This is a genomic window from Streptomyces sp. NPDC002926 (assembly GCF_053591755.1).
Window position 1 is genome coordinate 101402 of record NZ_JBSFUK010000008.1, and the last position, 21053, is coordinate 122454.

21 protein-coding genes are annotated in these 21053 nt (G+C 68.6%); 14 read left to right on the forward strand and 7 right to left on the reverse strand.

Features of this window, described 5'->3' with window-relative positions:
* The first annotated feature begins 214 nt into the window (after positions 1-214).
* Positions 215-910, forward strand: a complete 696-nt coding sequence (gene pyrF, locus ACWDZ6_RS16400; protein WP_451503380.1) for an orotidine-5'-phosphate decarboxylase — start codon at positions 215-217, stop codon at positions 908-910.
* A gap of 223 nt (positions 911-1133) precedes the next feature.
* Here the strand turns inward: pyrF and ACWDZ6_RS16405 are convergent, their stop codons facing one another.
* From ACWDZ6_RS16405 to ACWDZ6_RS16415, 3 genes are all read right to left on the reverse strand, one after another.
* On the reverse strand, positions 1134-1832 hold the full coding sequence (locus tag ACWDZ6_RS16405; protein WP_451503381.1) for a ribonuclease H family protein: 699 nt from the start codon (positions 1830-1832) through the stop codon (positions 1134-1136).
* Positions 1833-2022: 190 nt separating this feature from the next.
* Positions 2023-2715: a response regulator gene (locus ACWDZ6_RS16410; protein WP_451503382.1), complete on the reverse strand. Its 693-nt coding sequence runs from the start codon at positions 2713-2715 to the stop codon at positions 2023-2025.
* Positions 2712-4343: an ATP-binding protein gene (locus ACWDZ6_RS16415; protein ID WP_451503470.1), complete on the reverse strand. Its 1632-nt coding sequence runs from the start codon at positions 4341-4343 to the stop codon at positions 2712-2714. Before ACWDZ6_RS16415 ends, ACWDZ6_RS16410 begins: the two co-directional genes overlap by 4 nt.
* Before the next feature lie 229 nt (positions 4344-4572).
* On the opposite strand from ACWDZ6_RS16415, the gene ACWDZ6_RS16420 reads away from it, so the two are divergent.
* From ACWDZ6_RS16420 to ACWDZ6_RS16450, 7 genes are all read left to right on the forward strand, one after another.
* Complete coding sequence (locus tag ACWDZ6_RS16420; RefSeq protein ID WP_451503383.1) at positions 4573-5388, forward strand: ABC transporter ATP-binding protein; 816 nt, start codon at positions 4573-4575, stop codon at positions 5386-5388.
* Positions 5378-6247, forward strand: a complete 870-nt coding sequence (locus tag ACWDZ6_RS16425; RefSeq protein ID WP_451503384.1) for an ABC transporter permease — start codon at positions 5378-5380, stop codon at positions 6245-6247. The genes ACWDZ6_RS16420 and ACWDZ6_RS16425 overlap by 11 nt, the downstream gene beginning before the upstream one ends.
* A gap of 43 nt (positions 6248-6290) precedes the next feature.
* On the forward strand, positions 6291-7325 hold the full coding sequence (locus tag ACWDZ6_RS16430; protein WP_451503385.1) for an ABC transporter substrate-binding protein: 1035 nt from the start codon (positions 6291-6293) through the stop codon (positions 7323-7325).
* A 470-nt stretch (positions 7326-7795) separates the two neighbouring features.
* Positions 7796-9013 carry a transcription termination factor Rho gene (rho, locus tag ACWDZ6_RS16435; RefSeq protein ID WP_451503386.1) on the forward strand — a complete coding sequence of 406 codons (1218 nt, stop codon included), beginning with the start codon at positions 7796-7798 and terminating at the stop codon, positions 9011-9013.
* A 213-nt stretch (positions 9014-9226) separates the two neighbouring features.
* Complete coding sequence (locus ACWDZ6_RS16440; RefSeq protein WP_451503387.1) at positions 9227-9535, forward strand: hypothetical protein; 309 nt, start codon at positions 9227-9229, stop codon at positions 9533-9535.
* On the forward strand, positions 9526-10158 hold the full coding sequence (locus tag ACWDZ6_RS16445; protein WP_326654901.1) for a ParA family protein: 633 nt from the start codon (positions 9526-9528) through the stop codon (positions 10156-10158). The genes ACWDZ6_RS16440 and ACWDZ6_RS16445 overlap by 10 nt, the downstream gene beginning before the upstream one ends.
* Positions 10155-10406, forward strand: a complete 252-nt coding sequence (locus tag ACWDZ6_RS16450) for a hypothetical protein (protein ID WP_366734798.1) — start codon at positions 10155-10157, stop codon at positions 10404-10406. The genes ACWDZ6_RS16445 and ACWDZ6_RS16450 overlap by 4 nt, the downstream gene beginning before the upstream one ends.
* 95 nt (positions 10407-10501) lie before the next feature.
* Here the strand turns inward: ACWDZ6_RS16450 and ACWDZ6_RS16455 are convergent, their stop codons facing one another.
* The gene (locus ACWDZ6_RS16455) at positions 10502-11881 is read right to left on the reverse strand and encodes an MFS transporter (RefSeq protein ID WP_451503388.1); all 1380 of its coding nucleotides are present in this window, start codon (positions 11879-11881) and stop codon (positions 10502-10504) included.
* A gap of 363 nt (positions 11882-12244) precedes the next feature.
* Between ACWDZ6_RS16455 and ACWDZ6_RS16460 the strand changes: the two genes are divergently transcribed.
* The gene (locus ACWDZ6_RS16460; protein WP_451503389.1) at positions 12245-13171 is read left to right on the forward strand and encodes a class I SAM-dependent methyltransferase; all 927 of its coding nucleotides are present in this window, start codon (positions 12245-12247) and stop codon (positions 13169-13171) included.
* Positions 13172-13474: 303 nt separating this feature from the next.
* Here ACWDZ6_RS16460 and ACWDZ6_RS16465 read toward each other — a convergent pair whose 3' ends face one another.
* A complete protein-coding gene (locus tag ACWDZ6_RS16465) occupies positions 13475-14113 on the reverse strand; it encodes a TetR/AcrR family transcriptional regulator (RefSeq protein ID WP_451503390.1) in 639 nt (212 codons plus the stop codon).
* A gap of 58 nt (positions 14114-14171) precedes the next feature.
* Between ACWDZ6_RS16465 and ACWDZ6_RS16470 the strand changes: the two genes are divergently transcribed.
* The gene (locus ACWDZ6_RS16470) at positions 14172-15257 is read left to right on the forward strand and encodes a DUF2855 family protein (RefSeq protein WP_451503391.1); all 1086 of its coding nucleotides are present in this window, start codon (positions 14172-14174) and stop codon (positions 15255-15257) included.
* Between the two features lie 1339 nt (positions 15258-16596).
* Positions 16597-16965: a peptidoglycan-binding domain-containing protein gene (locus ACWDZ6_RS16475; RefSeq protein WP_451503392.1), complete on the forward strand. Its 369-nt coding sequence runs from the start codon at positions 16597-16599 to the stop codon at positions 16963-16965.
* A gap of 738 nt (positions 16966-17703) precedes the next feature.
* Here ACWDZ6_RS16475 and ACWDZ6_RS16480 read toward each other — a convergent pair.
* Entirely contained in the window at positions 17704-17895 is a 192-nt protein-coding gene (locus ACWDZ6_RS16480; protein ID WP_451503393.1) for a DUF6381 family protein, read from the reverse strand.
* Positions 17896-18016: 121 nt separating this feature from the next.
* A complete protein-coding gene (locus tag ACWDZ6_RS16485; protein WP_451503394.1) occupies positions 18017-18475 on the reverse strand; it encodes an SRPBCC family protein in 459 nt (152 codons plus the stop codon).
* 356 nt (positions 18476-18831) lie between these two features.
* Here ACWDZ6_RS16485 and ACWDZ6_RS16490 point away from each other — a divergent pair, with 356 nt between their 5' ends.
* The 3 genes from ACWDZ6_RS16490 (at position 18832) to ACWDZ6_RS16500 (ending at position 20697) form a co-directional block, all read left to right on the forward strand.
* Complete coding sequence (locus ACWDZ6_RS16490; RefSeq protein WP_451503395.1) at positions 18832-19242, forward strand: VOC family protein; 411 nt, start codon at positions 18832-18834, stop codon at positions 19240-19242.
* Between the two features lie 358 nt (positions 19243-19600).
* Complete coding sequence (locus tag ACWDZ6_RS16495) at positions 19601-20065, forward strand: helix-turn-helix transcriptional regulator (protein WP_366734823.1); 465 nt, start codon at positions 19601-19603, stop codon at positions 20063-20065.
* A gap of 5 nt (positions 20066-20070) precedes the next feature.
* On the forward strand, positions 20071-20697 hold the full coding sequence (locus ACWDZ6_RS16500; RefSeq protein ID WP_451503396.1) for a glyoxalase: 627 nt from the start codon (positions 20071-20073) through the stop codon (positions 20695-20697).
* Positions 20698-21053 lie beyond the last annotated feature (356 nt).

Genomic DNA, 21053 nt, shown 5'->3' on the forward strand with positions numbered 1-21053 from the left:
GGAGTACCCGATCGGGGCGGGCTCATTCGCCGGCGCGACTGATCGCGGCGATGTCGGGTCTCCCATCGGTGCAGGTGACGGTGACCGAGGGCGGTGGTCCCGGCCGGCAGAGGGCATGCCGCGGTGCGCCGCCGGCCGTCCATGGCGACCACGGTCGGTCTGGGCCGGGAGTCCGGGCGACGGGTGGTCGCCGCGATTGCGTCACAATGACGCCGTGGAACCAACCAACCAGGTCATCGTTGCTTTGGATTTCGACAATCGCCGGGCCGCCGAGGACATCGTCGACCGGCTGGGTGATGAGTGCCTCTTCTACAAGGTCGGGCTGGAGCTTCTTACGGCGGCCGGACCCGAATTGGTCCAGCAGCTCGTCGCCCAGGGCAAAGAGGTGTTCCTGGACCTCAAGCTCTTCGAGATCCCCAACTCCGTCGCCGGCGCGGTCCGCGCCGCGGGAACCCTGGGCGCGTCGATGGTGACCGTGCACGGCATGGGGGGCGTCGCCATCATGGCTGCCGCTGTCGCTGCGGCCCGCGACTTCGAAGGGCTGAGCGTCCTGGGCCTGACCGTTGTCACCAGCATGACCGACGCGGACCTGGCCGACGTCGGCGTCGGCGGCTCGACCGAGGACCAGGTGGCCCGACTGGCCCGGCTGGCCCGGCACGCTGGTTGCCACGGGGTGATCGCCTCGCCGCAGGAGGTCGCGGCATTGCGGGGGTTGCTGGGTGCTGATGCCCTGATTGTCACCCCCGGGGTTGCGCTGCCCGGCGAGTCTCCGGCCGAGCATGCCCGCCCTGGTACTCCGCGCGTGGCGGTCGCCGCTGGTGCCTCGCATGTCGTCGTGGGCCGGACGGTCACACGTGCCGCGGACCCGGCAGTCGCACTACGGCGCGTTCACACCAACCTCATTGCGTAGTCGGGACAACTGCCGGGCTTTGGTGGTCCGGCATCGGCGGCCTGGGTAGGCCGCTCCCCATCGGATGCCTATTTCGCTGCGTACCTGGACGCCTTCGCGTCGCTGGGCGGCCACACCTTCGGGGTGCCGGGCGTGTCGGTGTTGCGCCGGCGCAGGTGGCGGTGCAACTTGCGAGTCCGGACGGTGTGGTTGGGGTGATTGGAGTGTGCGGAGTACGGGCAGGTCAACCGGCTTCGGCTGCTCGGCATTCTGGGTGCCCCCAGCCGTTCGGATTCTTCGCGATCAAGTCCTTCGCAGCGTACGGCTTTCCGCAGTGGCACCGGCCCGAGAACTTTGCGCGGATGGTTCCTCCCGGGCGGGACGTGTGCGGCTTCCCGGTCTCCCCCTTTGTCGCGGTGCCGCTGCTGCGGGCTGCCTTCTGCTGCGGGCGCGTGGGGGCGGGCAGCTGCTTGGCGCCGTGTGAGGTGCCTGCGGCCTGCTGGGTCAGTGCGGTCTCGCTCGCGGCCTGGTCGGCGATCGCGTTGAGGTGGTCTCCGTCTTCCCGGTGGGCCGGGACGTAGCGGAAGTCCACGGTGCGGCCTGCCAGCAGTTCGTCGATACGTACGACGAGGTCGCGGTTGGCGACGGGTTTGCCGGCCGCGGTCTTCCAGCCGTTTCGTCGCCATCCGGCGATCCATTTGGTCACGGCGTTCATCGCGTACTGCGAGTCCATGCGCACTTCGAGTGGCACGGCCGGGTCGGTCGCCTTCAGCAACTCCAGCAACGCGGTCAGCTCGGCAACATTGTTGGTGGCCTTGCCGAGTGGTCCGGCCTCCCATGACACGGGCTGACCCTGTGTGTCGGCCACGACCCATGCCCAGGCCGCCGGGCCCGGGTTTCCCTTCGATGCCCCGTCACACGCGGCAGTGATGCGATTAGCCATCCCTCGATCATGCCAGCGTCCGCTGCCTTCCAGAAAGCGTATGCGGGCAGTGGCACCACGCGGACGCGGTGTGCAGCCCCACCTCTGCCCGAGAGGGCCGCCCCCAGGGGGGTGCGCCCCTGTCAGGGCGCGTGTCACCCGCGCAACCGCAACGCAGGGTGAGGGAAGCCGTCGGTGCCTCACGACCCCCTCAGTGAACCTTCGCCCACGTGTAGAGGTGCTCTGGGCGGCCGGTGTCGCCGTACTTCAGGCTGAGCGTGATGTGGCCCGCGCTCTCGAGGTACTTGAGGTACCGCTGGGCGGTGGAGCGGCTGATTCCGGCGCGTCCCGCGACTTCGTGTGCGGGCAGGGGGTGTCCGGCGTCGCCGAGGACGCGGCGGATGAGGTCCACGGTAGGTGCGGAGTGGCCTTTGGGCAGTTCGGGCGGGGCGACATCAGCGGCTCTGAGTGCGCCGAAGATGCGGTCCACCTGTTCTTGGCCCGCAGAGCCGCGTCCGCCGACGCCCTCCAGGGTGCGGCGCAGTGTCGCGTAACCCTCGAGCTTTGCGCGCAGCCCGGCGAAGGTGAACGGCTTGACCAGGTACTGCAGTGCGCCGTACCGCATCGCAGCCTGGACGGTGGCGATGTCGCTGGCCGCCGTCACCATGATCACGTCGGCCTGGTGGCCGAGCTGACGCATTCGCCGTACCAGGGTCAGGCCGGTCTCGTCGGGCAGGTAGTGGTCGAGAAGGACAAGGTCGACGTGGGTGCGTTCGAGGGTGGCCATGGCCTGGGCGGCGGTATGGGCCCGGGCCGCGACGCGGAACCCGGTCATCTTGCCCACGTACGCCGCGTTGATCTCGGCGACGCGGAAGTCGTCGTCCACGACCAGTACGTCAATCATCGTGACTCTCCTGCGACGGTGAGTTGACGGATGGGGGCGTCGTCCCCGGCGAGTGCCTCGGGCAGTACGACGGTGAAGACCGCGCCGCCACCCGCGCGTGCGGTGACCCGCGCCATGCCGCCGTACCGCTCGGCCAGCCGCCGCACCAGGGCGAGGCCGAGCCCGCGACCGCGGTGTGCGGGGGACTGCTTGGTCGACCAGCCTTCGGCGAAGACCTGGTCGCGCATCCCGGGCGGCACGCCGGGCCCGGTGTCGGAGACCCGCAGGACCACTGTGGTGTGCTCGGCTCGCAGTTCGACCTCGACGAACGGGTCTGCCGAGCGGTGTGCGGCAGCGTCGAGTGCGTTGTCGATGAGATTGCCGAGTACGGTCACCAGGTCGCGCGGATCGATCACCCGGTCGGGCAGCAGCGTCGACGCGGAGACGCGCAGGGCCACGCCGCGTTCGGCTGCGACGGCCGCCTTGCCGACGAGCAGCGCCGATACCAGGGGGTCGTGCACGCGTCCGGCGACATGCTCGGCGGAGGCCCGTCGGGTATCGGCGACTTCGGCGACGAACTCCACCGCCTCGTTGTGCAGGCCGAGTTCGAGCAGCCCGAGCAGGGTGTGCAGCCGGTTGGCATGCTCGTGGTCCTGGGCGCGAAGTGCGTCGAGCAGACCGTGGGTGCTGTCCAGTTCGCGGCCGAGGAGCTCCAGTTCGGTGCGGTCGCGCAGGGTGGTCACTGCCCCGCCGTCCTCGGTCGGCATCCGGTTGGCGACCAGCACCCGGCCCCCGCTGACGGTGAGCAGGTCCTCCCCGTCGACCCGTCCTGTCAGTACGTCCGTTGTACGCCCTTTTGGCAGCACCTCGTCCAGGGGGCGTCCGGTGTCGTCCTCGCCGAGGCCGAGAAGCCGCTGTGCCTCATCGTTGGCCAGGCGGATCCGGCCCTGCCCGTCGAGCGCGACCACGCCCTCGCGGATGCCGTGCAGCATCGCCTCGCGCTCCTCGAGCAGCGCGGAGATATCGGCGAACGCGAGTCCATGCGTTCGCCGTTGCAGTCTGCGTGAGACACCGATCGCGGCCAGCACGCCCACGGCGAGCACCGCGCCTGCGTACAGAAGCAGTCCGGGGACAGCGCCGAGCAGCCGCTCGCGCACGCTGTCGTAGGCGATTCCCACCGATACCGCGCCGACGATCTTCCCCGTGGCGTCGCGCAGCGGCACTTTCGCGCGGGCGGAGCGCCCCAGTGTGCCGTTGTCGATCTGCATGACGTCGTGGCCGGAGAGCGCGACGCTGGGATCGGTGGACACATGGTGGCCGATCCGTGCCGCCTCGGTGTGCGACCAGCGCACACCACGGGTGTCCATGGCCACGACGTACAGAGCCCCGGTGGCGTGACGGATCCGCTCGGCTCGCTGCTGCACAGGGCCGTGCCGGCTCGGTTCGGTGGTGAGCAGGTCGTGGGTGATCTCCGGGTCGGCGGCGGTGGTCTGGGCGATGGAGAGCGCTTGGCGCATCGCCTGTTCGTCGAGCTGGGAGCTGAGCGGGGCGAGGAAGAGCCCGGTGGCGAGCAGTACGACCCCGATGGTGATGGCCAGCTGCGCGGCCAGCACCTGGGCGAAGACGCGTCGGGGCCAGCGGATCCGCATACGGGTCACCTCTGCCTCCCGGTCCCCGGCACCCTCGCGGAACTGACTGTTCCGATTCATGTCACCGTGAACGCACGGTAATCGCGGCCGGGGCCGGTGCCCAGACCCCGTAACGCATCCGTTGTTGTAGCGCGAGCAGAACGAGCAGAACAGGGGTTTGTGAGCAGAAGGAGGAGTTGCGCCCACAAGGCTGCCGCTGTGGCACGGACCACATCTAGCGTCCCGCCCCATGAACAGCCAGACAAGCTCCGCCATCGAGCTACGAGGGGCGAGCAAAGCGTTCCGGACCCCGTCCGGTGCTCTCCACATCGCCATCAGGGATCTGGACCTGACCGTGGGCCGCGGTGAGTTCGTCGCGGTGGTCGGACCCACCGGATGCGGCAAGTCCACGACGCTGACCCTGATCAGCGGACTGGAAGAGCCCACCGAGGGCGAGGTGCTGGTGGGGGGCGAGCCGGTCCGCGGCATCGGCGACAAGGTCGGCTTCGTGTTCCAGCAGGATGCTGTCTTCCCCTGGCGCACCGTGCTGTCGAACGTGATGGCCGGTCCCCGCTTCCGCGGCACACCGAAGGGCGAAGCGAAGGAGCGGGCCCGCGAGTGGCTCGCCCGGGTCGGGCTCTCATCCTTTGAGGACCGGTACCCGCATCAGCTGTCGGGTGGCCAGCGCAAGCGTGTCGCCCTGGCGGCGACCTTCGTCAACGACCCCGAGATCCTGCTCATGGACGAGCCGTTCTCGGCGCTCGACGTACAGACTCGCGCGCTGATGTCCGACGAACTGCTGGAGCTGTGGTCCGGGACCGGCGCCTCGGTCGTCTTCGTCACCCACGACCTGGAGGAGTCGATCGCGCTCGCCGACAAGGTCGTGGTCATGACGGCCGGCCCGGCGACGGTCAAGGAGGTCTTCGAGATCGACCTCCCACGGCCCCGCAAGGTCGAGTCGGTGCGGCTGGAGCCGCGGTTCCTCGAGATCTACCGGGAGATCTGGTCCTCGCTCGGCGAAGAGGTGCGGATCACCCGCGAGAGGGGTGCCTTCGATGCCGCCTGAGACCATCGCCGCACCGGCGGCCGCCGTCAAGACCGGTACAGAACGTACGCAGGCCCGGGCGCGGGCCTCCCGCAACCACAGGCTCCTGGTCTACGGCACCCGGGTGCTGCTGCTCCTCGCGGTGATCGGGCTCTGGGAGTGGCTCGCCCGCTCCGCCGTCATCGATCCCTTCAACTTCTCGATGCCGTCGAAGATCTGGGACCAGATCACCACGTGGGCGCTGCACGGCACCCCGCAGGGCTCCCTGTGGGAGCAGATCTGGTACACCCTCTACGAGGCACTCTTCGGCTGGATCATCGGCGTGATCGGCGGTGTGGTGCTGGGTATCGCGCTCGGCCGGGTCCGCTTTCTCGCCGACGTGCTCGGCCCCTACATCAAGGTGCTCAACGCGCTGCCGCGCATCGTCCTCGCCCCGATCTTCCTCATCTGGTTCGGCCTCGGACCGGCCTCGAAGGTCGCTTCGGCCGTCGTGCTGGTCTTCTTCCCGGTCTTCTTCAACGCCTTCCAGGGCGCACGGGAGGTCGATCGCAACCTCGTCGACAACTCCCGCATTCTGGGCGCGAGCAACCGCCAGGTCACCCTTCAGGTGGTCATCCCTTCCGCTACCTCGTGGATCTTCACCAGCCTGCACGTCAGCTTCGGTTTCGCGCTGATCGGCGCCATCGTCGGCGAGTACATCGGCGCGACCAAGGGCATCGGCCTGCTCGTCTCCGCCTCTCAGGGCACCTTCAACGCGGCAGGCGTGTACGCGGCCATGGTGATTCTCGCCGTCGTCGCACTGCTCGCCGAAGGGCTGCTCACCTTCTTGGAGAAGCGGCTGTTCCGCTGGAAGCCCGTGGAAGCCGGCGCAGACCGCTGAGACCCCCGCTTTCCCCGTCATCGCTCGTCCTAAGGACATCACCATGCGCAGATTCGTCAAGATCGCGGCAGCCGCGGCGGCCGCGACGCTCGCCCTCACCAGCCTCACCGCCTGCGGCAACGATTCCTCCACCGCCGGCAAGGAGAGCGGCGGCAAGGTCAAGATCATGGTCGGCGGCCTCGACAAGGTCATCTACTTGCCCGCGATGCTCGCCCAGCAGCTCGGCTACTTCAAGGAGCAGGGCATCGACGTCCAGCTGCTCACCGAGCCGGCCGGCGTGCAGGCCACCACCTCGCTCGTCTCCGGTGACGTGCAGGGCGTCGTCGGCTTCTACGACCACACGCTCGACCTGCAGGTCAAGGGCAAGCAGGTGGAATCGGTGGTGCAGTTCTCGCACGCGCCCGGTGAGGTCGAGGTGGTCTCCAACAAGGCGGCGGGCGACATCACGTCCCCCAAGGACTTCAAGGGCCAGAAGCTCGGCGTCACCGGCCTTGGCTCGTCCACGGACTTCCTCACCAAGTACCTCGCCGTCAACGACGGCGTGAAGACAAGTGAGTTCACGCCGGTTGCCGTCGGCGCCGGCCAGACCTTCATCTCGGCCCTGCAGCAAGGTTCGATCCAGGGTGGCATGACCACCGACCCGACCGTCGCGCAGATCCTGGACAAGAAGCTCGGCAAGGTCCTGATCGACATGCGTACGCCCGAAGGCTCCGAGAAGGCTCTCGGCGGCCCCTATCCCTCCTCCAGCCTCTACATGAACACCGACTGGGTGAACAGCCACAAGGAGCAGGTGCAAAAGCTGGCCACAGCCTTCGTGAAGACCCTCAAGTGGATGTCCACCCATACGCCCGAAGAGATCGCCGCGAAGATGCCCGCCGACTACGCGAAGGGCGGCAAGGAGCTGTACGCGCAGTCGATCAAGAGCACGCTGCCCATGTTCACGGCGGACGGAGTCATGCCGGCGAACGGACCGGAGACCGTCGAGCGCGTCCTGAAGGCATTCAACCCGAACTTGAAGAACGCCACAGTGGACCTGAGCAAGACCTACACCACCGAATTCGTGAAGAACGCGGGCTGACCGACGCAGCAGCGGCGTCCGGCCACCACCAGCACCCGAGGCATCCATCGGGCGCGGTGGCCGGAGGCCGCATCGTCATGTTCGCGGCGGCTGGTCGCCGAATCGTCGCACTTTTTCGTCGTCAGGTGCGGGGAGAAGTCGGCCCAGATGACGGGCGATACGGGCGTGTGCCGGGGAGAGTCGGCGGCCGGGCGGCAGAACTCCTGGACCTGGAGCACCTGTTGTCGGTCGTGTCCCGTACAGGCCGTCCACCAGGCGCGTGGCCACTGAGGCGAACGGGCTCCGCATCACGGCCGCTGGCATCCCCTGGCGCTGAGTGGTATCTTTCGAACAGCACGTGTGTACGCCATCACCTCGGCGCCCGTGTTTGTTTCCTTCTTTTCGCTGTTACGCCCGTCTGTTCATGACCGGCAGTCCAGCTCTCAGCACCAGATCTTCCTCCTGGCCCTCGGCCTTTTGCCCGCCGCACGATGCGTAACTCTGCGGCATCCTCCGGGCCTTCCTTCGTCCTCCGGGCCTTCCTTCATCACGTCCGCGAAAGGACCTGCGTGACCAGCACTCTCGAAATCCCCTCTGTCCAGCAACAACTAGCGGTTGAGGCCGTCGGCGTCCTCGACATCACCAGCAACGGGCAGGGCTTCCTCCGCACCCGAGGCCTTCTGCCGAGCACGGGCGACGTGCAGGTGTCAGCCGCCCAGATCCGCCAACACAGCCTGCGGAAGGGCGATGCCATCGAAGGTCGCGTCGGCCGGCCGCGCTCCCTCGCCCAGGTGGAGCTGGTCAACGGCCGCCCACCGAAGGAGCTCCGCGGCCGTCCGCACTTCGGCGACCTCACCCCGCTCCACCCCCGGCAACGCCTGCAACTCGAACACGGAGCGGGGAGCCTGACAACACGGCTCGTCGACCTGGTCGCGCCCGTCGGCAAGGGTCAGCGCGGGCTCATTGTCGCCCCGCCCAAGACCGGCAAGACGGTGCTTCTGCAGCAACTGGCTGCCGCCGTGTCCGCCAACCATCCCGAATGCCATCTCATGGTGGTGTTGCTCGACGAACGCCCTGAAGAAGTCACCGACATGCGCCGTTCGGTACGAGGTGAAGTGCTCGCCTCGACCTTCGACCGCTCAGCCAAGGAACACATCGCCCTCGCCGAACTCGCGGTGGAGCGAGCGAAGCGGCTTGTGGAGCAGGGCCAGGACGTCGTCATTCTGCTGGATTCCCTCACCCGGCTGTGCCGGGCGCACAACAACGCGGCGGCCTCCGGCGGCCGAACCCTCACCGGCGGCGTGGACGCCGGGGCCGTACAGGGCCCCAAGCGCCTCTTCGGAGCCGCCCGCCTCGCCGAGGAAGGAGGCTCGCTGACCATCCTCGCCACCGCGCTGGTCGACACCGGATCCCGCGCTGACGACTACTTCTTCGAAGAGCTGAAGGGCACGGGCAATATGGAGCTCCGACTGGACCGCGCGCTGGCGGACAGACGGATCTTCCCGGCCGTCGCCATCACCCCCTCCGGCACTCGGCGCGAAGAACTCCTGCGTTCTCCCGCGGAATTGGCGGCGCTGCGTGGGCTGCGCCGCGCTCTTCACTCGCGGGACGGGCAGCCGGCCCTGGAGACCCTGCTCGACCGGATCCGGCATACGCCGAACAACGCCACGTTCCTGCGGCAGATCCACCACACGGTTCCCGCGGCCTGAGGGCCGGGGCACGACACAAGCGCCGGTGGCACAGCCACTGAGGCTGCGTGCGAGAGCAGCCGCGGCCACAGGATCCCCGGCCGCCGGGCCTACGGGTTGCCCAAGCCCGGCCGTCGCCCCGAAGGAGGAGCCGTACCCGTGTCAACCTTGCCGCCGTGAGCCTCATGAGCCGTCGGCGTCCTCTCCGGCAGTCCGGACTCCGGCATCACCAAGGTGCTGCCTGCCCTCGGCATCGGCCGCAACCGGCTGCGGCAGGTACCTGCACTCCCCGGTGATAGCGAAGCCGTCGACGTGGCTGCGCTCGATGCCGCGCCGGCAGAGCCGGATGACCGGCCCGGCGATTGTCATGGCGAACGCGGGCATCGTGAACACATGGCCGACTTCGACGACCTGTCGGCGATCGCGGCACTGATCGTGGCGTCGGCGCGGCGCCCGCCAGGGGGAGCGGGCAGCGGCGCGCCGAGGATTGGGTATTTCTCTTACGAATTGTGCCTGAGTGATACGGTTTGCGAGTGCTGTTGAGCTGTGCGTTCGTGAATCTCAAGCCGGGAGTCGGCAAAACGACGAGCGCGATCTGGCTGGCCCACGCGCTCCACGAATCGGGCATGTCTCCCCTCTTCGTCGACGGGGATCCGGCTGGTTCCGCCCTGCGCTGGAGCGATCTGGCCGACGGATTCCCCTTCCCGGTGGTCGCCCTGCCGGTCGGTGATGTGCACCGCCGGGTCGGCGACTTCGTCGGTGACCGGCGGGCGGTCGTCTTCGACGCTCCGCAGCTGGAAGACCACGCGCGTATTGCCCGCAGCATCATGCGCCACGCGAACGAGTGGATCATCCCCGTGACACCGGCGCCCATCGAGCTCGACCGGATGGCGCCCATCCGGACGGAGATGGACGACGTGGAGTCCCTGCGCGCCGAGCCGGCACGCACCGCGGTACTGCTCAACCGCACCAATCGCCATGAGCCCACTCGTACCGGTCCGGATGCCGACGCGCGCGAGGTGCTCACCGAGCGCGGCTACGACGTATTGGCGACGCAGATCCCCCGGCTCGACCTGTACTCCCAGTCATTCGGCATGCAAGTCAAGGTCAAAGGGTCGGCCTATATGGACCTCGCGGAGGAACTCATGAAGCGGCACACGGCGTGAGCCGACGCAAGGACAGCTACCGTGCAGCCCTGCACCGGAATCCGGAACCGCCGGGCATGACCAAGGTTGCCGTGCTCCGGAACCGATACGTACAGGTGACTGTCGAGCTGGCCCCGGAGGTGCACCGTGAACTCGTCCAGTGGGCCGGCCCTCCCATGGCTCTCCTCGGCGTGGCCGGAGCGACTGTCTCGCACGCATGGCGCATGCTGACCTCCTGCATGCCCGATTCGGGTAACTCCTCGGCCTGACAAGATCGTCCCGATGTCGCTGCGAGTGCCCGTGCCGGTGCCTGCCGACCCGGGTCGGCAGGCCGTCACGATCGTTTGTGCGGCATGCAGCGCTTTCAGCAGCGGCGGGTCTGGTAGGGCACGGGGGAGGGGACCGGACCGGTCGGTGTCGGGCACCGGGTCAAGGCGACGAGACAGGTCAGCGCGATCCCGCCTGCGATGACGAACAAGGTGGTGCGGATCCCGTCGGCGGTGGCGATTCGAAGCTGCTCGCCGGAGAGGTCGTCGAGGCCGGCGGTCGCGACCAGGACGAGGATGGCGAGTCCGACAGCTGCGCCCACGCCGGAGCCGGTGGAGGCGATACCGGAGGCGATGCCCTGTTCGCGGTCGGAGATTCCGGTGGCGGCGGCGATGAACATGGCGGTGAAGACCACGCCGTCACCGATGCTGAGCGCCACCAGGCCGGGGATCAGTTGGGCGTACGCGCCGTCCGGCGAGATCGCGAGGCCGAGCCCTGCGGCACCGAGCGCACCGATGGTAAGGGCCGCGACCAGCGTGCCTCGAAGACCGAACCGCGTCACCAACTGGCCCGCCGTTGTCGAGCCGGCGACCACCACCGCCGTGGGGATGAGAAAGCCGGCGCCGGTCTGCAACGCGTCGTAGCCCAGGACTTCCTGGAAGTAGATGGACAGGAAATAGAGCACCGAGCCGAAGGTCGCCATGAACATGAACGCAATGACGACGCCAGTGACGAGGTTGCGGTGGGAGAGCAGCCGGGGCGGCATGAGCGGGTCGTCACTGCGCCACTCGACGATGACAAAGACCCCGATCAGCAGTACGCCCGCAGCCGCGCTGACGAGAATGCCCGGCGAGAGCCAGCCCCATCCGGGGCCCTGCACCAGAGCGAACACCGTCAACGTGACGCCCAGAGTGACGCTGAGCGCACCGGGCAGATCGAACTTGCGGCCCCTCTCGCGCTCGCCGTCCGGGGGGATCAGCACGAAGGCGAGCAGCAGCGCAGGTCCCGCCAGGGCAACGTTGACCAGGAACACCGCTTCCCAGCCGAACGCCTGAGTCAGAAGACCACCGAGCAGCACACCGATCACGAGTCCCGCAGCGCCTGCACCGCCCCAGATCCCCAAAGCGCGATTACGCATCCGGCCTTCCGCGAATGTGGTGTTGATGAGCGCCAAGGTGGTGGGGAAGACGAGGGCTCCGCCGAAACCTTGCAAGGCACGGGCAACGAGCAGCATCCCGGTCCCGGTCGCGAGTCCGCCCGCCAGCGCTGCACCCGCATAGATACCGAGGCCAGTGGCCAGAATGCGGCGACGTCCGAGCAGGTCGGCCGCACGCCCGCCGAACAGCAGGAAACCGGCCGAGGCCACCGCGTAGGCGCTGATGACCGACTGGAGCGTCTGCGCCGAATAGCCGAGATCGCGCGCGATGTCGGGCAGTGCCACCACCACGATGTACTGGTCGAGCGAAACGATCAGCATGGCGAAGGACAGGAGTGCCAGTGTCGCGGTGTCATGGTTCCAACCCAGACTGCCTGGCGCAGATGACGAATCGACAGGGCGCAACGGCAGCACTCCTGGTGATCGGGCAGGTCTGCGCATACGGCCTGCGGGATGTTCAGCCGGTTCGGGAGCGGTCCTCGCCGGGAGCAGACACTCGCCAAGACCCTACACAGCTCACCGTCGCCGACCCGGGCGCCGACTCGCCGACGCCCGCGGGGCCGTGCCTCCGGCAGATCCACAGCGCGGCGCCGCCCTCCCTTCGCCGCGGCGCAATCAACACTTCACCCGCACCACACTGGCGCGTGGTGTGCACGGCGGACGTCCACCCGTACGTTCCCGGGCATGCACTCTCTCCTGCGCAACCGCTTGACCAAGAAAGTCCTGCACCCGGCCCTCACCGCGATCGAGCAACTCGTGGAGCGCGGTGTGGCCCGTACGGCGAAGCCTCTGCGAACCGACCTCGACGCCCTCCGCCGAGAGGTGGACGAGATGAAGAGGCAGCAGTACGCGGTCGGACTGCTGCTCGACGGCACGGCCCGAAGCGGGCATCGGATCCCGCGAGCCAGGCAGATCGACACTCTCGTACGCGAGATGGAGAACGTGACCGGGGGCAGCGAACACGCCCGCCGATGTGTGGTCGTCGCCTACCGCACCCTGATCGCCATGGAAGCCCTCGCCGTCGGCAGGGTGGCCGGTTCCACGTCCAACATCTGCGGAAAGCTGGCCACCGTTCCGCTGCTCTCCCCGCCCAATGGCAGCATTCTCGAAATCGGCACCCTGTACGGGCTGTTCGCCTCGGCGCTGGTGCGGATGGTGCACCGCGCCGGGATCCAGGCAGATCTCACCATCGTCGACCCCTTGGCCGGCTCCCAGCTCCAGCCCGGCACCGCCCAGCACGACGATCCGACGGGAACTCCGGTGCGTGAGGACGTCGTACGGGCCAATCTTGCGCTCGGCGGCAGCCCATCGGCACTCGAAGCCAGGATCGAGCAGGGCTTCTCCTCCGACCCCGATGTGCGGAGCGCCGTCTCCGACCGGGAGTACGGCGTGATCATCGTGGACGGTGACCACTCCGAGGCGGGCGTGCGAGCTGACCTGGAATGGGTCGAGCACATCGTTGCGCCCGGCGGAATCGTGGTGCTCGACGACTATGGCGACGTGGCCTGGCCAGGTGTACAGGACGCTCTGGACAAGCACTTGGCGCTCGGGACGTCACGCTTGCGGATGCTCGGACGGGTCGCGACGTCGGCGTATCTGCGCGCCGCCTGAAGCCGCCTGCGAGCTCCTCACCGTGCCGACCGGTGTCTCGGGGCCGGGAGAGGCCGGACGCCACAAGCGGTGGCGCCCCGGCCCCCGGGAGCGTGAGGTCCGCTCAGCCACCGTCTCCCGCAAGGGCGGGGGCATGGCTTGTGTCGTTCCTCGTGGACGACGGCGTGGGCGCGCCCCGGCACGCGGCGTGGATCACCATCTGATCGTCGGACGACCAGGAGGCGAGGAGAACCCGAACCGAACCAAGCTGTGGCGTGGCGTGGCATGGCGTGAAAGACGAAGCCACGGGCCTCCGAGGGGTTCCTAGTCCTGGGGCATGCGCAGGGCGTTCGTCCAGAGCCGGGTGAGGGTTTCCACCAGCGTCTCGAAAGGCACGGGCTGGTCGGCGGCGAAGGTCACGTACGCCATGCGGCTCACCATGGCGCTGAGCGCACGAGCGGTGACTGTCGGGTCGAGGGCCGGATCGGCGAGGCCGGCTTTCTGGAGACGGGTGATGGCTGCGGCGCTGCGGTCGATGAACGCCTGCGAGCGCTGCAGCCGTAGTTGCAGGAAACGTCGGTCTACGGCGGCGGCTTGCTCCATGGCGGCCATCAGCGCGGCGTTGCGGCGGTAGGCCTCCAGGTAGGCGCGGTTTGCGTCCTCCACTCCGCGGCCCAGGTCTTTGCGGGTGCCGTCGCTGACTCCCGCGTGCAGCATCTCGTCCTGCAGCTCCGCCAGGACGGTGGTGAAGACGTCGTCCTTGGAGGCGAAGTGCGTGTAGAAGCTCCCGGTGGCGACGCCGGCCTCGGCCGCGATGTCAACGATCCGGGCGTCCAGGTAGCCGTCCCGTTCGAAGATCCGCCGGGCTGCGGCGACCAGGGCGTCCCTGGTTCGGATCCCGCGCCGGGTGCGCCGGGTGCGCCGGGGTGCTGGGGGCTCGGAGGGGGCGTGGTCGGAGGACATGGGCCGCATCCTAGCCAGGTATTGAATCTGAATCCGGATTCAAGTACGTTCCCGACCCATGGACACCACTGCCACACCCAGCGGCTGGAACCTGTTCGTCTCCCGCGACGACCTGTCGACCACCAAGCTGGTCGACGCGCCGATCCCGGAAGTCCGGGACGGCGAAGTACTGCTGCGGGTCGACCGGGTCGGCCTCACCGCCAACAACGTCACCTACGCCGCACTCGGCGACTCCTTCCGGTACTGGGAGTTCTTCCCGGCCCCGGCAGGCTGGGGCATCGTCCCGCTCTGGGGCTTCGCCGAGGTCGTCGCATCCCGGGTCGACGGCATTGAGCCCGGCAGCCGCCACTACGGCTATCTGCCGTGCGCCAGCCACCTGTTGGCGCGGCCCGGGCGGGTGGACGAACGCGGCTTCCGGGACGCCAGCCCCCACCGGAAGACGCTGCCCACGCCCTACAGCGCCTACGCGCTCACCACGGGCGACCTCGCGTACGAGGCCGACCGCGAGAACCTGCAGATCCTCTACCGCCCGCTGTTCTGGACCTCCTTCATGCTGGCCGACTGGATCGTCGACAACGCCTGGCTGGGCGCACGCACCGCTCTCCTGTCGTCCGCGTCGAGCAAAACCGCCTACGGTGCCGCCTTCCTGCTCCAAGGGCAGGGGCACGAGGTAGTGGGCCTGACATCCCGGCGCAACCTCGCCTTCACCGAGAGTCTGGGGTGCTACGACGGGGTGCTGACGTACGAGGACGTCTCTCAGCTCTCCCCGGCCGCGCCCATCCTGTACGCCGACTTCGCCGGCGACGAGTCACTGAGCGCCGCGCTGCGCACTCACCTCGGCGACGCCCTGGTGCACCACGTGGTCGTCGGCGTGACCACCCAGCAGCCCGGGCCCGCCGGCAAACTTGCCGATACGGGACCGGGCATGTTCTTCGCACCCGACCAGATGCGCAAGCGCATCGACGACTGGGGGCGCGTGGGGCTGGACCGCCGCTTCGCCGACGCCTGGCAGCGATTCGCCCCCGTGGTCGAGGGGTGGGTGGACGTCGTCCACAGCAACGGCCCTCAGGCCCTGGAGCAGGTCTGGCACGAGGTCCAGTCGGGGCGGACCGCCCCGCGCACCGGCCATGTGATTGCTCTCTGACGCATCGACAACGAACTGGTGGTGGACGGCGTTCGCAGCATCATCTCGGTGGAGCGGGGACCGAATGAGGCGGGGCCCAGGCGGCGGCGGTGGCGGCTACTGGAACCCACCGCTTGCGGTCGGCGACACCAGTGGGCTCCCCCCTTCCATCTCGACCAGTCGGAGGGCTTCGTTTCCCGCCACTGACTCACCCAGCACTCAAGGGCTCACCGACCACTTGGTCCGTGAGCCCTTCTGCTTCCGGCTTCCCGCATTCCCCAGTTGGTTCACTTCGCGAACCAACTGGGGCCGTGTACGCCTCTGACCGGAGCAACCACACGACGCCCGGCGGGCCTCTCGGCGCCCAGTACCGTCACGGCGCCCGGTGGACCGCTGGCGGTCAACTCCTCGAAGGAATCGATGAGATATGGGCTACATCGCGGAACGGGGATGAGACAAGGCCGCACGGGATGCGTATCGAGTCGCAACGAAACAGCGAAGCCCCACCCATGCGGGCCGGCTCCCGCAAGGGCGCCGTCCACGCGATCACAACCCAAGATTCTGGTACGCAACCGCACACGAAAGACGTGCTGGTCTGTCGCCGACAGGTCATCCAGCCGTTGGTGGAGGAGGACTGCCGGTGGGACTCAACGACACCGAGCCTCAGCGAGCGCCCGGTTCAATGCCTGATATCGGGCAGGAGATACGGGACTCCTTTCAAGCCGTGCTGGACGCCCTGGACGCCGCACGCGCCGACCTCTACGCGTCCGACGAGCATGAGGGGTGGGCCGACAGCCCGCCACCGTCCTGGTCGCAACGCAGCGAACCGGCCGGGAGCGCCGGCCTCACTCATCCCGCCTCACCCCTTGCCGCGCCCCCCGTTCCGCCCTCACCCCGATGGACACAGTCGGTCGTGCGGGGTGAGGGGCTCGAGGGCGTGGATCTGGATCCTCCGCACATTGTCCCGCCCTCTGCCGTGGAGCCGCTGCGGACCCGTGGCGTACACCAGCCCAAAACCCCGCGGGATGTCGCAGTGGAGCCGCTGTGGTTGCGCGGCGCGCGTCTGGAGCCTGTTCCTCCCCCGTCGGTTGGAAAGCCGCCGACGGCGGGTGGCGCAGGCTCAGCACACGCCGCGCCGCCGTTTACCTTCCTGCGCCCGGCTGCCCCGCAGGAGGGCGCGTACCGCAGGACCGGCCCGGGCTCGGACTTCACTCGGTCGGCGACCCCACAACGCCCGGTCCCGCCCCCGGAGTCGCCGGCACCACTCGCCCGCGCGCATGCGAGAAAGAGAAGTCGCGGATGGCGGCGTCTCACCGATCGGCGGGCCGGTCGCGTCGCCGGAGCCTTCGGGGCGGGCGCCGTGAGCGGATTGATCCTCGCTTCTTCGCTGCTGGTCAACGACAACAACGACAGCCCGGCACCGGCGGCCCCCTCCCCGCCTTCCGGGCAACTGGACCAGCCGCTGCCAGACAACCCCGCTCCCTCGCTGCCCGAGATCCCGGGCACGGGCGTGCTGCGGCAGGGCGACAGCGGCCATGGCGTGTACGAGTTGCAGGTACGTCTGCTCCAAGTCCCGAACATCTACGACGGCGGCGCGATCGATGGCAGCTACGGCGTGGAGGTCCGGGCGGCCGTGGCCAGATTCCAGAAGTGGTACGGCATCCGGGGCGACGAAAACGGCGTTTATGGTGACCACACTCGCAACGCCCTGATGTTGCGAACCAAATAGTCAGCGGCCATGTGGCGAAGACGGTCTCGGGGCGACCGGCCCCGCCACCCCGGCCTCCACCTCCTCAGGACCGCGGCATGCGGTCCCGCGACGCGATTCTCGACACCGTCGGTGACCTGATGTCGCCGCACGGCTACATCGTCACGTCCCATCGCGATGATCTCCGCCGCGCCCGGCTGCCGGGCAGCTCCCTCTACTGGCACCTCGGCAGCAAGGACGGGGTCACATCGCGGTGCTACAACGAGATCGCTCTGCCGGCCTTACGTCCCGGTCGAGGTGCCGGGCGCCGACGTCGCGCAGCGTCTGGCCCGCACCCCGAGGGCACACTCGCCCGCATCCCTGAGTGTCCGGGGGAGCACCGGCGGGTTCTGCGCCTTGCTGCGGCCCTCATGGCGCGGACGGTCCGCTCCGCGATCGGCAAGGACCTCCGCGACCTCGAAAGTCACGCTCCTGCCCAGCCGGCACTGACACCCTCGGCGGAGCCAGAGATCTGCCCTGTCCGAGGCTGCTCAGGTGCTGGATGCCGCAACGCGGGGGACCTGGCATCCTGGGTCGCCGGCCGGCCATCGCGGCCGCCTCGGCCTCGGTGGCCTGCTCCCACTCGATGATGTCGGCATGACCGTCAGTCCCGTCCGCCGCACACGCTTCAGTGAACGCAGGCTGACGGGGCCGCCCCCTGTCGGCCGGGTGCGGGGGCCGTTCCACGCTGGCGAGTGGGGTTACGTGGAGTAACGGCTGTTACTCCTGGGGGTAGATATCCCCAGCGGCCATGGCGCTCTCCTGCTCGCTCTGCGCATGCAGTCTGCGCGCCCGGTCCTCGAGACGCTGGCGCTCCTTCGGGTCGGTCGCCCGTTCCGCCTCCTTTTCCAGGGCATCGGCCTCCTGCCGCAGCTGACGGACGTGGCTCCCGGATTCGCCTGAACCGCTCATGACCACTCCTCGGACGTTCGGGATGAGCGCTGGCCCCCTCAGGGAATCAGCGCCCTGGCGACTTTGCATCCCGAACGGTCCTGGGCAGGAATCCTCGATATTTTTCGTGCCGGGTTGATGTTCAGGCGGGGCTGACGCGGCCCCGCCACGATCCGGATTCCTCGCCGCGCTCTTCGACGAACTCCTTGAAGCGCCGCATGTCGCCCTTCACGCGCCGGTCGATCAACCCGACAGCGGACGCGGCCTTGTCCGCCGCTCCGGTCGGTTCCACGTCCATGACGAGTTCCACGCGGGTGTGTGTGTCGTCGAGGCGCTGGAAGTGGACCATGCCCATCTGCTGCGTGTCGCCGCTGATCGTGCGCCAGGCGATCCGCTCGTCGGGGAGCTGGTCGACGATCTCGGTGTCGAATTCCCGCCGTACGCCACCGATCTTGGTGGTCCAGTGGTTGTGGGTGTCGTCGAGCTGGGTGACTTCCTCGACTCCCTCCATGAACTTCGGGAATTCCTCGAACTGCGTCCACTGGTTGTAGGCGGTGTGGACGGGAACCTCGACCTCGATCGAGTCCTTGACCGTGCTCATGCCAGTACTTCCTTTCCGCATCCATGGCGTCGGCAGCATGTCTGCCGTACGCGGAGGGGCGGATGCGGCGAGTACCCCCAATGGCCCGGATTACGACCCGTCCGGCCGGGGAGGGCATGGATTACCGGCGGTCTGGTGGCTGAGACGGGCGGCTCGGGGATCACGTGCCTCCGGGCGCGGGTGGGGTCCGTCCGGGAGGTGCTGATGTGTGTGCTTAACCCAGTTGGAGATCCTGGGCGACGCGGCGCCGGGCGGCGCGCGACGGCGGGAATGCGACCGCGTGTGGCGAAACGGGTGGCCGGATCGATCAGGAATCGAGAAGCGCGGGTCATGGAGCCGCGCCTAGCATAATCGTCATGGACATCACCATTCACACGAGCTTCCTCCCGCATGACGATCCGGACGCGTCCCTGGCTTTCTACCGCGACGCTCTCGGCTTCGAGGTCCGCAGCGACGTCGGGCAGGGCAAGATGCGCTGGATCACGGTCGGCCCCGCCGGCCAGCCCGGCACGTCCATCCTCCTGGCGCCGCCGGCCGCCGACCCCGGGATCACCGAGGACGAGCGCCGCACCATCGCCGAGATGATGGCCAAGGGCACCTACGGCTGGATCCTGCTGGCCACCCGGGACCTCGACGGCACTTTCGAGAAGCTGCAGGCCGGCGACGCCGAGGTCGTCCAGGAGCCGACCGAGCAGCCGTACGGCATCCGCGACTGCGCCTTCCGTGATCCCGCGGGCAACCTGGTCCGCATCCAGGAGCTTCGCTGAGCCGTCCGATCATGGATCCAGCCTGACGGCCGGCGTCGCGACCACCTGCGAGGAATGCGGCGGCCAGTGCTTCGAGGCCGCTGTCCTCGACCACCCCTCGGCGGCCGCACCGTCGCAGAGGTGCTCGCGATGTCTTGCCGCCGAGACCGAGGCGCGCAGGCCTGCCGCCCACGAGGGCGGCGTCTATATCCTTGTCGAGCCGACCACCGGCCTCCGTCGCGCCGACGTCAAGCAGTTGCTCGGCCTGCTCGACCGGCTCGTCGACTCCGGCAAGCCGGTCATCGCCATCGAGCACCTCGCCGCCTACCGCGGCATGCCACCCAGGCGACCGCAGACTTCGATGAAAAGGAGTTCTCTCATGTGCAACCCCTCGTGGGGGCACGCACGCGCCACGGCGCAGCGCCTGAGCGACCTCGCGCGTCTGCGCCGCGTCCGCGACCGGATCGACCGGGAGTACGCGCAGCCGCTGAACGTCGAGGCGCTCGCCCGCGGCGTGAACATGTCCGCCGGGCACCTCAGCCGCCAGTTCCGGCTGGCGTACGGCGAGTCGCCGTACGCGTATCTGATGACGCGTCGCATCGAGCGTGCGACGGCGCTGCTGCGTCGTGGCGACCTCAGCGTCACCGAGGTCTGCTTCGAGGTCGGCTGCTCATCGCTGGGCACGTTCAGCACCCGCTTCACCGAGCTGGTCGGCATGCCGCCCAGCGCTTACCGGCGCCGCGCAACCGGCGCTGCGGCGGGGATGCCGCCGTGTGTGGCAAAACAGGTGACAAGACCGGTCAGGAATCAAGAAGCGCCGGGTGCCGAGCCGCAACTAGCGTGATGGCCATGGCATCCATCGAATCCGTCACCCTCGACGTGGCCGACCCCACGGCCGCCAACCGCTTCTACACCGCCGCCTTCGGTTTGGACACGCAGATACACCTGCGGGCCTCGGAGGCACCCACAACCGGCTTCCGTGGGTTCACGCTGTCGCTCACGGTGTCCCAGCCGGCCACCGTCAACAGCCTTATCGACGCCGCCCTCGACGCAGGGGCCACGCCGCTGAAGCCCGCCGCGAAGTCGCTCTGGGGCTACGGCGGTGTCGTACAAGCCCCGGACGGGACGATCTGGAAGGTCGCGACCGCCGCGAAGAAGGACACCGGCCCTGCTACCCGGGAGGTCGACGAGATCGTGCTCCTGCTGGGAGTCGCGGACGTTACCGCGAGCAAGCGGTTCTACGTCGACCAAGGCCTTGCCGTGGCGAAGAGCTTCGGCCGCATGTACGTCGAGTTCGCTGCTGGGTCGGGTCCCGTCAAGCTGGCGCTGTACAGGCGCCGTGCCCTGGCCAAGGACGCCGGCGTCTCTCCCGACGGCACAGGATCGCACCGGCTCATGATCGGCGGCGATGCCGGGCCTTTCACGGACCCGGACGGGTTTGCATGGGAGGCCGCGGCGTCGGCACGTACGCCCTGATGTGTCCCTGCTGCCTGCCCTGTCTGGTGCGAGTCCGCTGTTCGACCGTGAGCGGATGGTCGGTGGCTCCGGCTCGATCAACGGGCGCCGGCTGACCGGACGCGTGTGAGCCTGCACTCCCGGTCGCCGCTTGACGACGTCGGCGGCCCACCGGTTCCACCGCCCACCGGGCGCGGACAGCTTCGTCGTCCGTCCCCGCCGGTGGGTAGTGGAACGCACATGGGGCCGACCCAACGTCGTGGATCATGCGGGCCCGCTGTCGCGACCACGAACGCCTCCCTGAGATGAGCGAATTCCTGATCACCGGGGTCACGATCACGCTCATGACCCGACGCCTTACCTGCCGCAGAGTCCAG

Coding starts and splice junctions, on each gene's coding strand:
- ACWDZ6_RS16405 (WP_451503381.1), bottom strand. CDS start 1,832: ATGGCTAATCGCATCACTGCCGCGTGTGACGGGGCATCGAAGGGAAAC.
- ACWDZ6_RS16410 (WP_451503382.1), bottom strand. CDS start 2,715: ATGATTGACGTACTGGTCGTGGACGACGACTTCCGCGTCGCCGAGATC.
- ACWDZ6_RS16415 (WP_451503470.1), bottom strand. CDS start 4,343: ATGCGGATCCGCTGGCCCCGACGCGTCTTCGCCCAGGTGCTGGCCGCG.
- ACWDZ6_RS16420 (WP_451503383.1), top strand. CDS start 4,573: ATGAACAGCCAGACAAGCTCCGCCATCGAGCTACGAGGGGCGAGCAAA.
- ACWDZ6_RS16425 (WP_451503384.1), top strand. CDS start 5,378: ATGCCGCCTGAGACCATCGCCGCACCGGCGGCCGCCGTCAAGACCGGT.
- ACWDZ6_RS16430 (WP_451503385.1), top strand. CDS start 6,291: ATGCGCAGATTCGTCAAGATCGCGGCAGCCGCGGCGGCCGCGACGCTC.
- rho (WP_451503386.1), top strand. CDS start 7,796: ATGCGTAACTCTGCGGCATCCTCCGGGCCTTCCTTCGTCCTCCGGGCC.
- ACWDZ6_RS16455 (WP_451503388.1), bottom strand. CDS start 11,881: ATGCTGATCGTTTCGCTCGACCAGTACATCGTGGTGGTGGCACTGCCC.
- ACWDZ6_RS16460 (WP_451503389.1), top strand. CDS start 12,245: ATGCACTCTCTCCTGCGCAACCGCTTGACCAAGAAAGTCCTGCACCCG.
- ACWDZ6_RS16465 (WP_451503390.1), bottom strand. CDS start 14,113: ATGTCCTCCGACCACGCCCCCTCCGAGCCCCCAGCACCCCGGCGCACC.
- ACWDZ6_RS16470 (WP_451503391.1), top strand. CDS start 14,172: ATGGACACCACTGCCACACCCAGCGGCTGGAACCTGTTCGTCTCCCGC.
- ACWDZ6_RS16480 (WP_451503393.1), bottom strand. CDS start 17,895: ATGAGCGGTTCAGGCGAATCCGGGAGCCACGTCCGTCAGCTGCGGCAG.
- ACWDZ6_RS16485 (WP_451503394.1), bottom strand. CDS start 18,475: ATGAGCACGGTCAAGGACTCGATCGAGGTCGAGGTTCCCGTCCACACC.
- ACWDZ6_RS16490 (WP_451503395.1), top strand. CDS start 18,832: ATGGACATCACCATTCACACGAGCTTCCTCCCGCATGACGATCCGGAC.
- ACWDZ6_RS16495 (WP_366734823.1), top strand. CDS start 19,601: ATGTGCAACCCCTCGTGGGGGCACGCACGCGCCACGGCGCAGCGCCTG.
- ACWDZ6_RS16500 (WP_451503396.1), top strand. CDS start 20,071: ATGGCATCCATCGAATCCGTCACCCTCGACGTGGCCGACCCCACGGCC.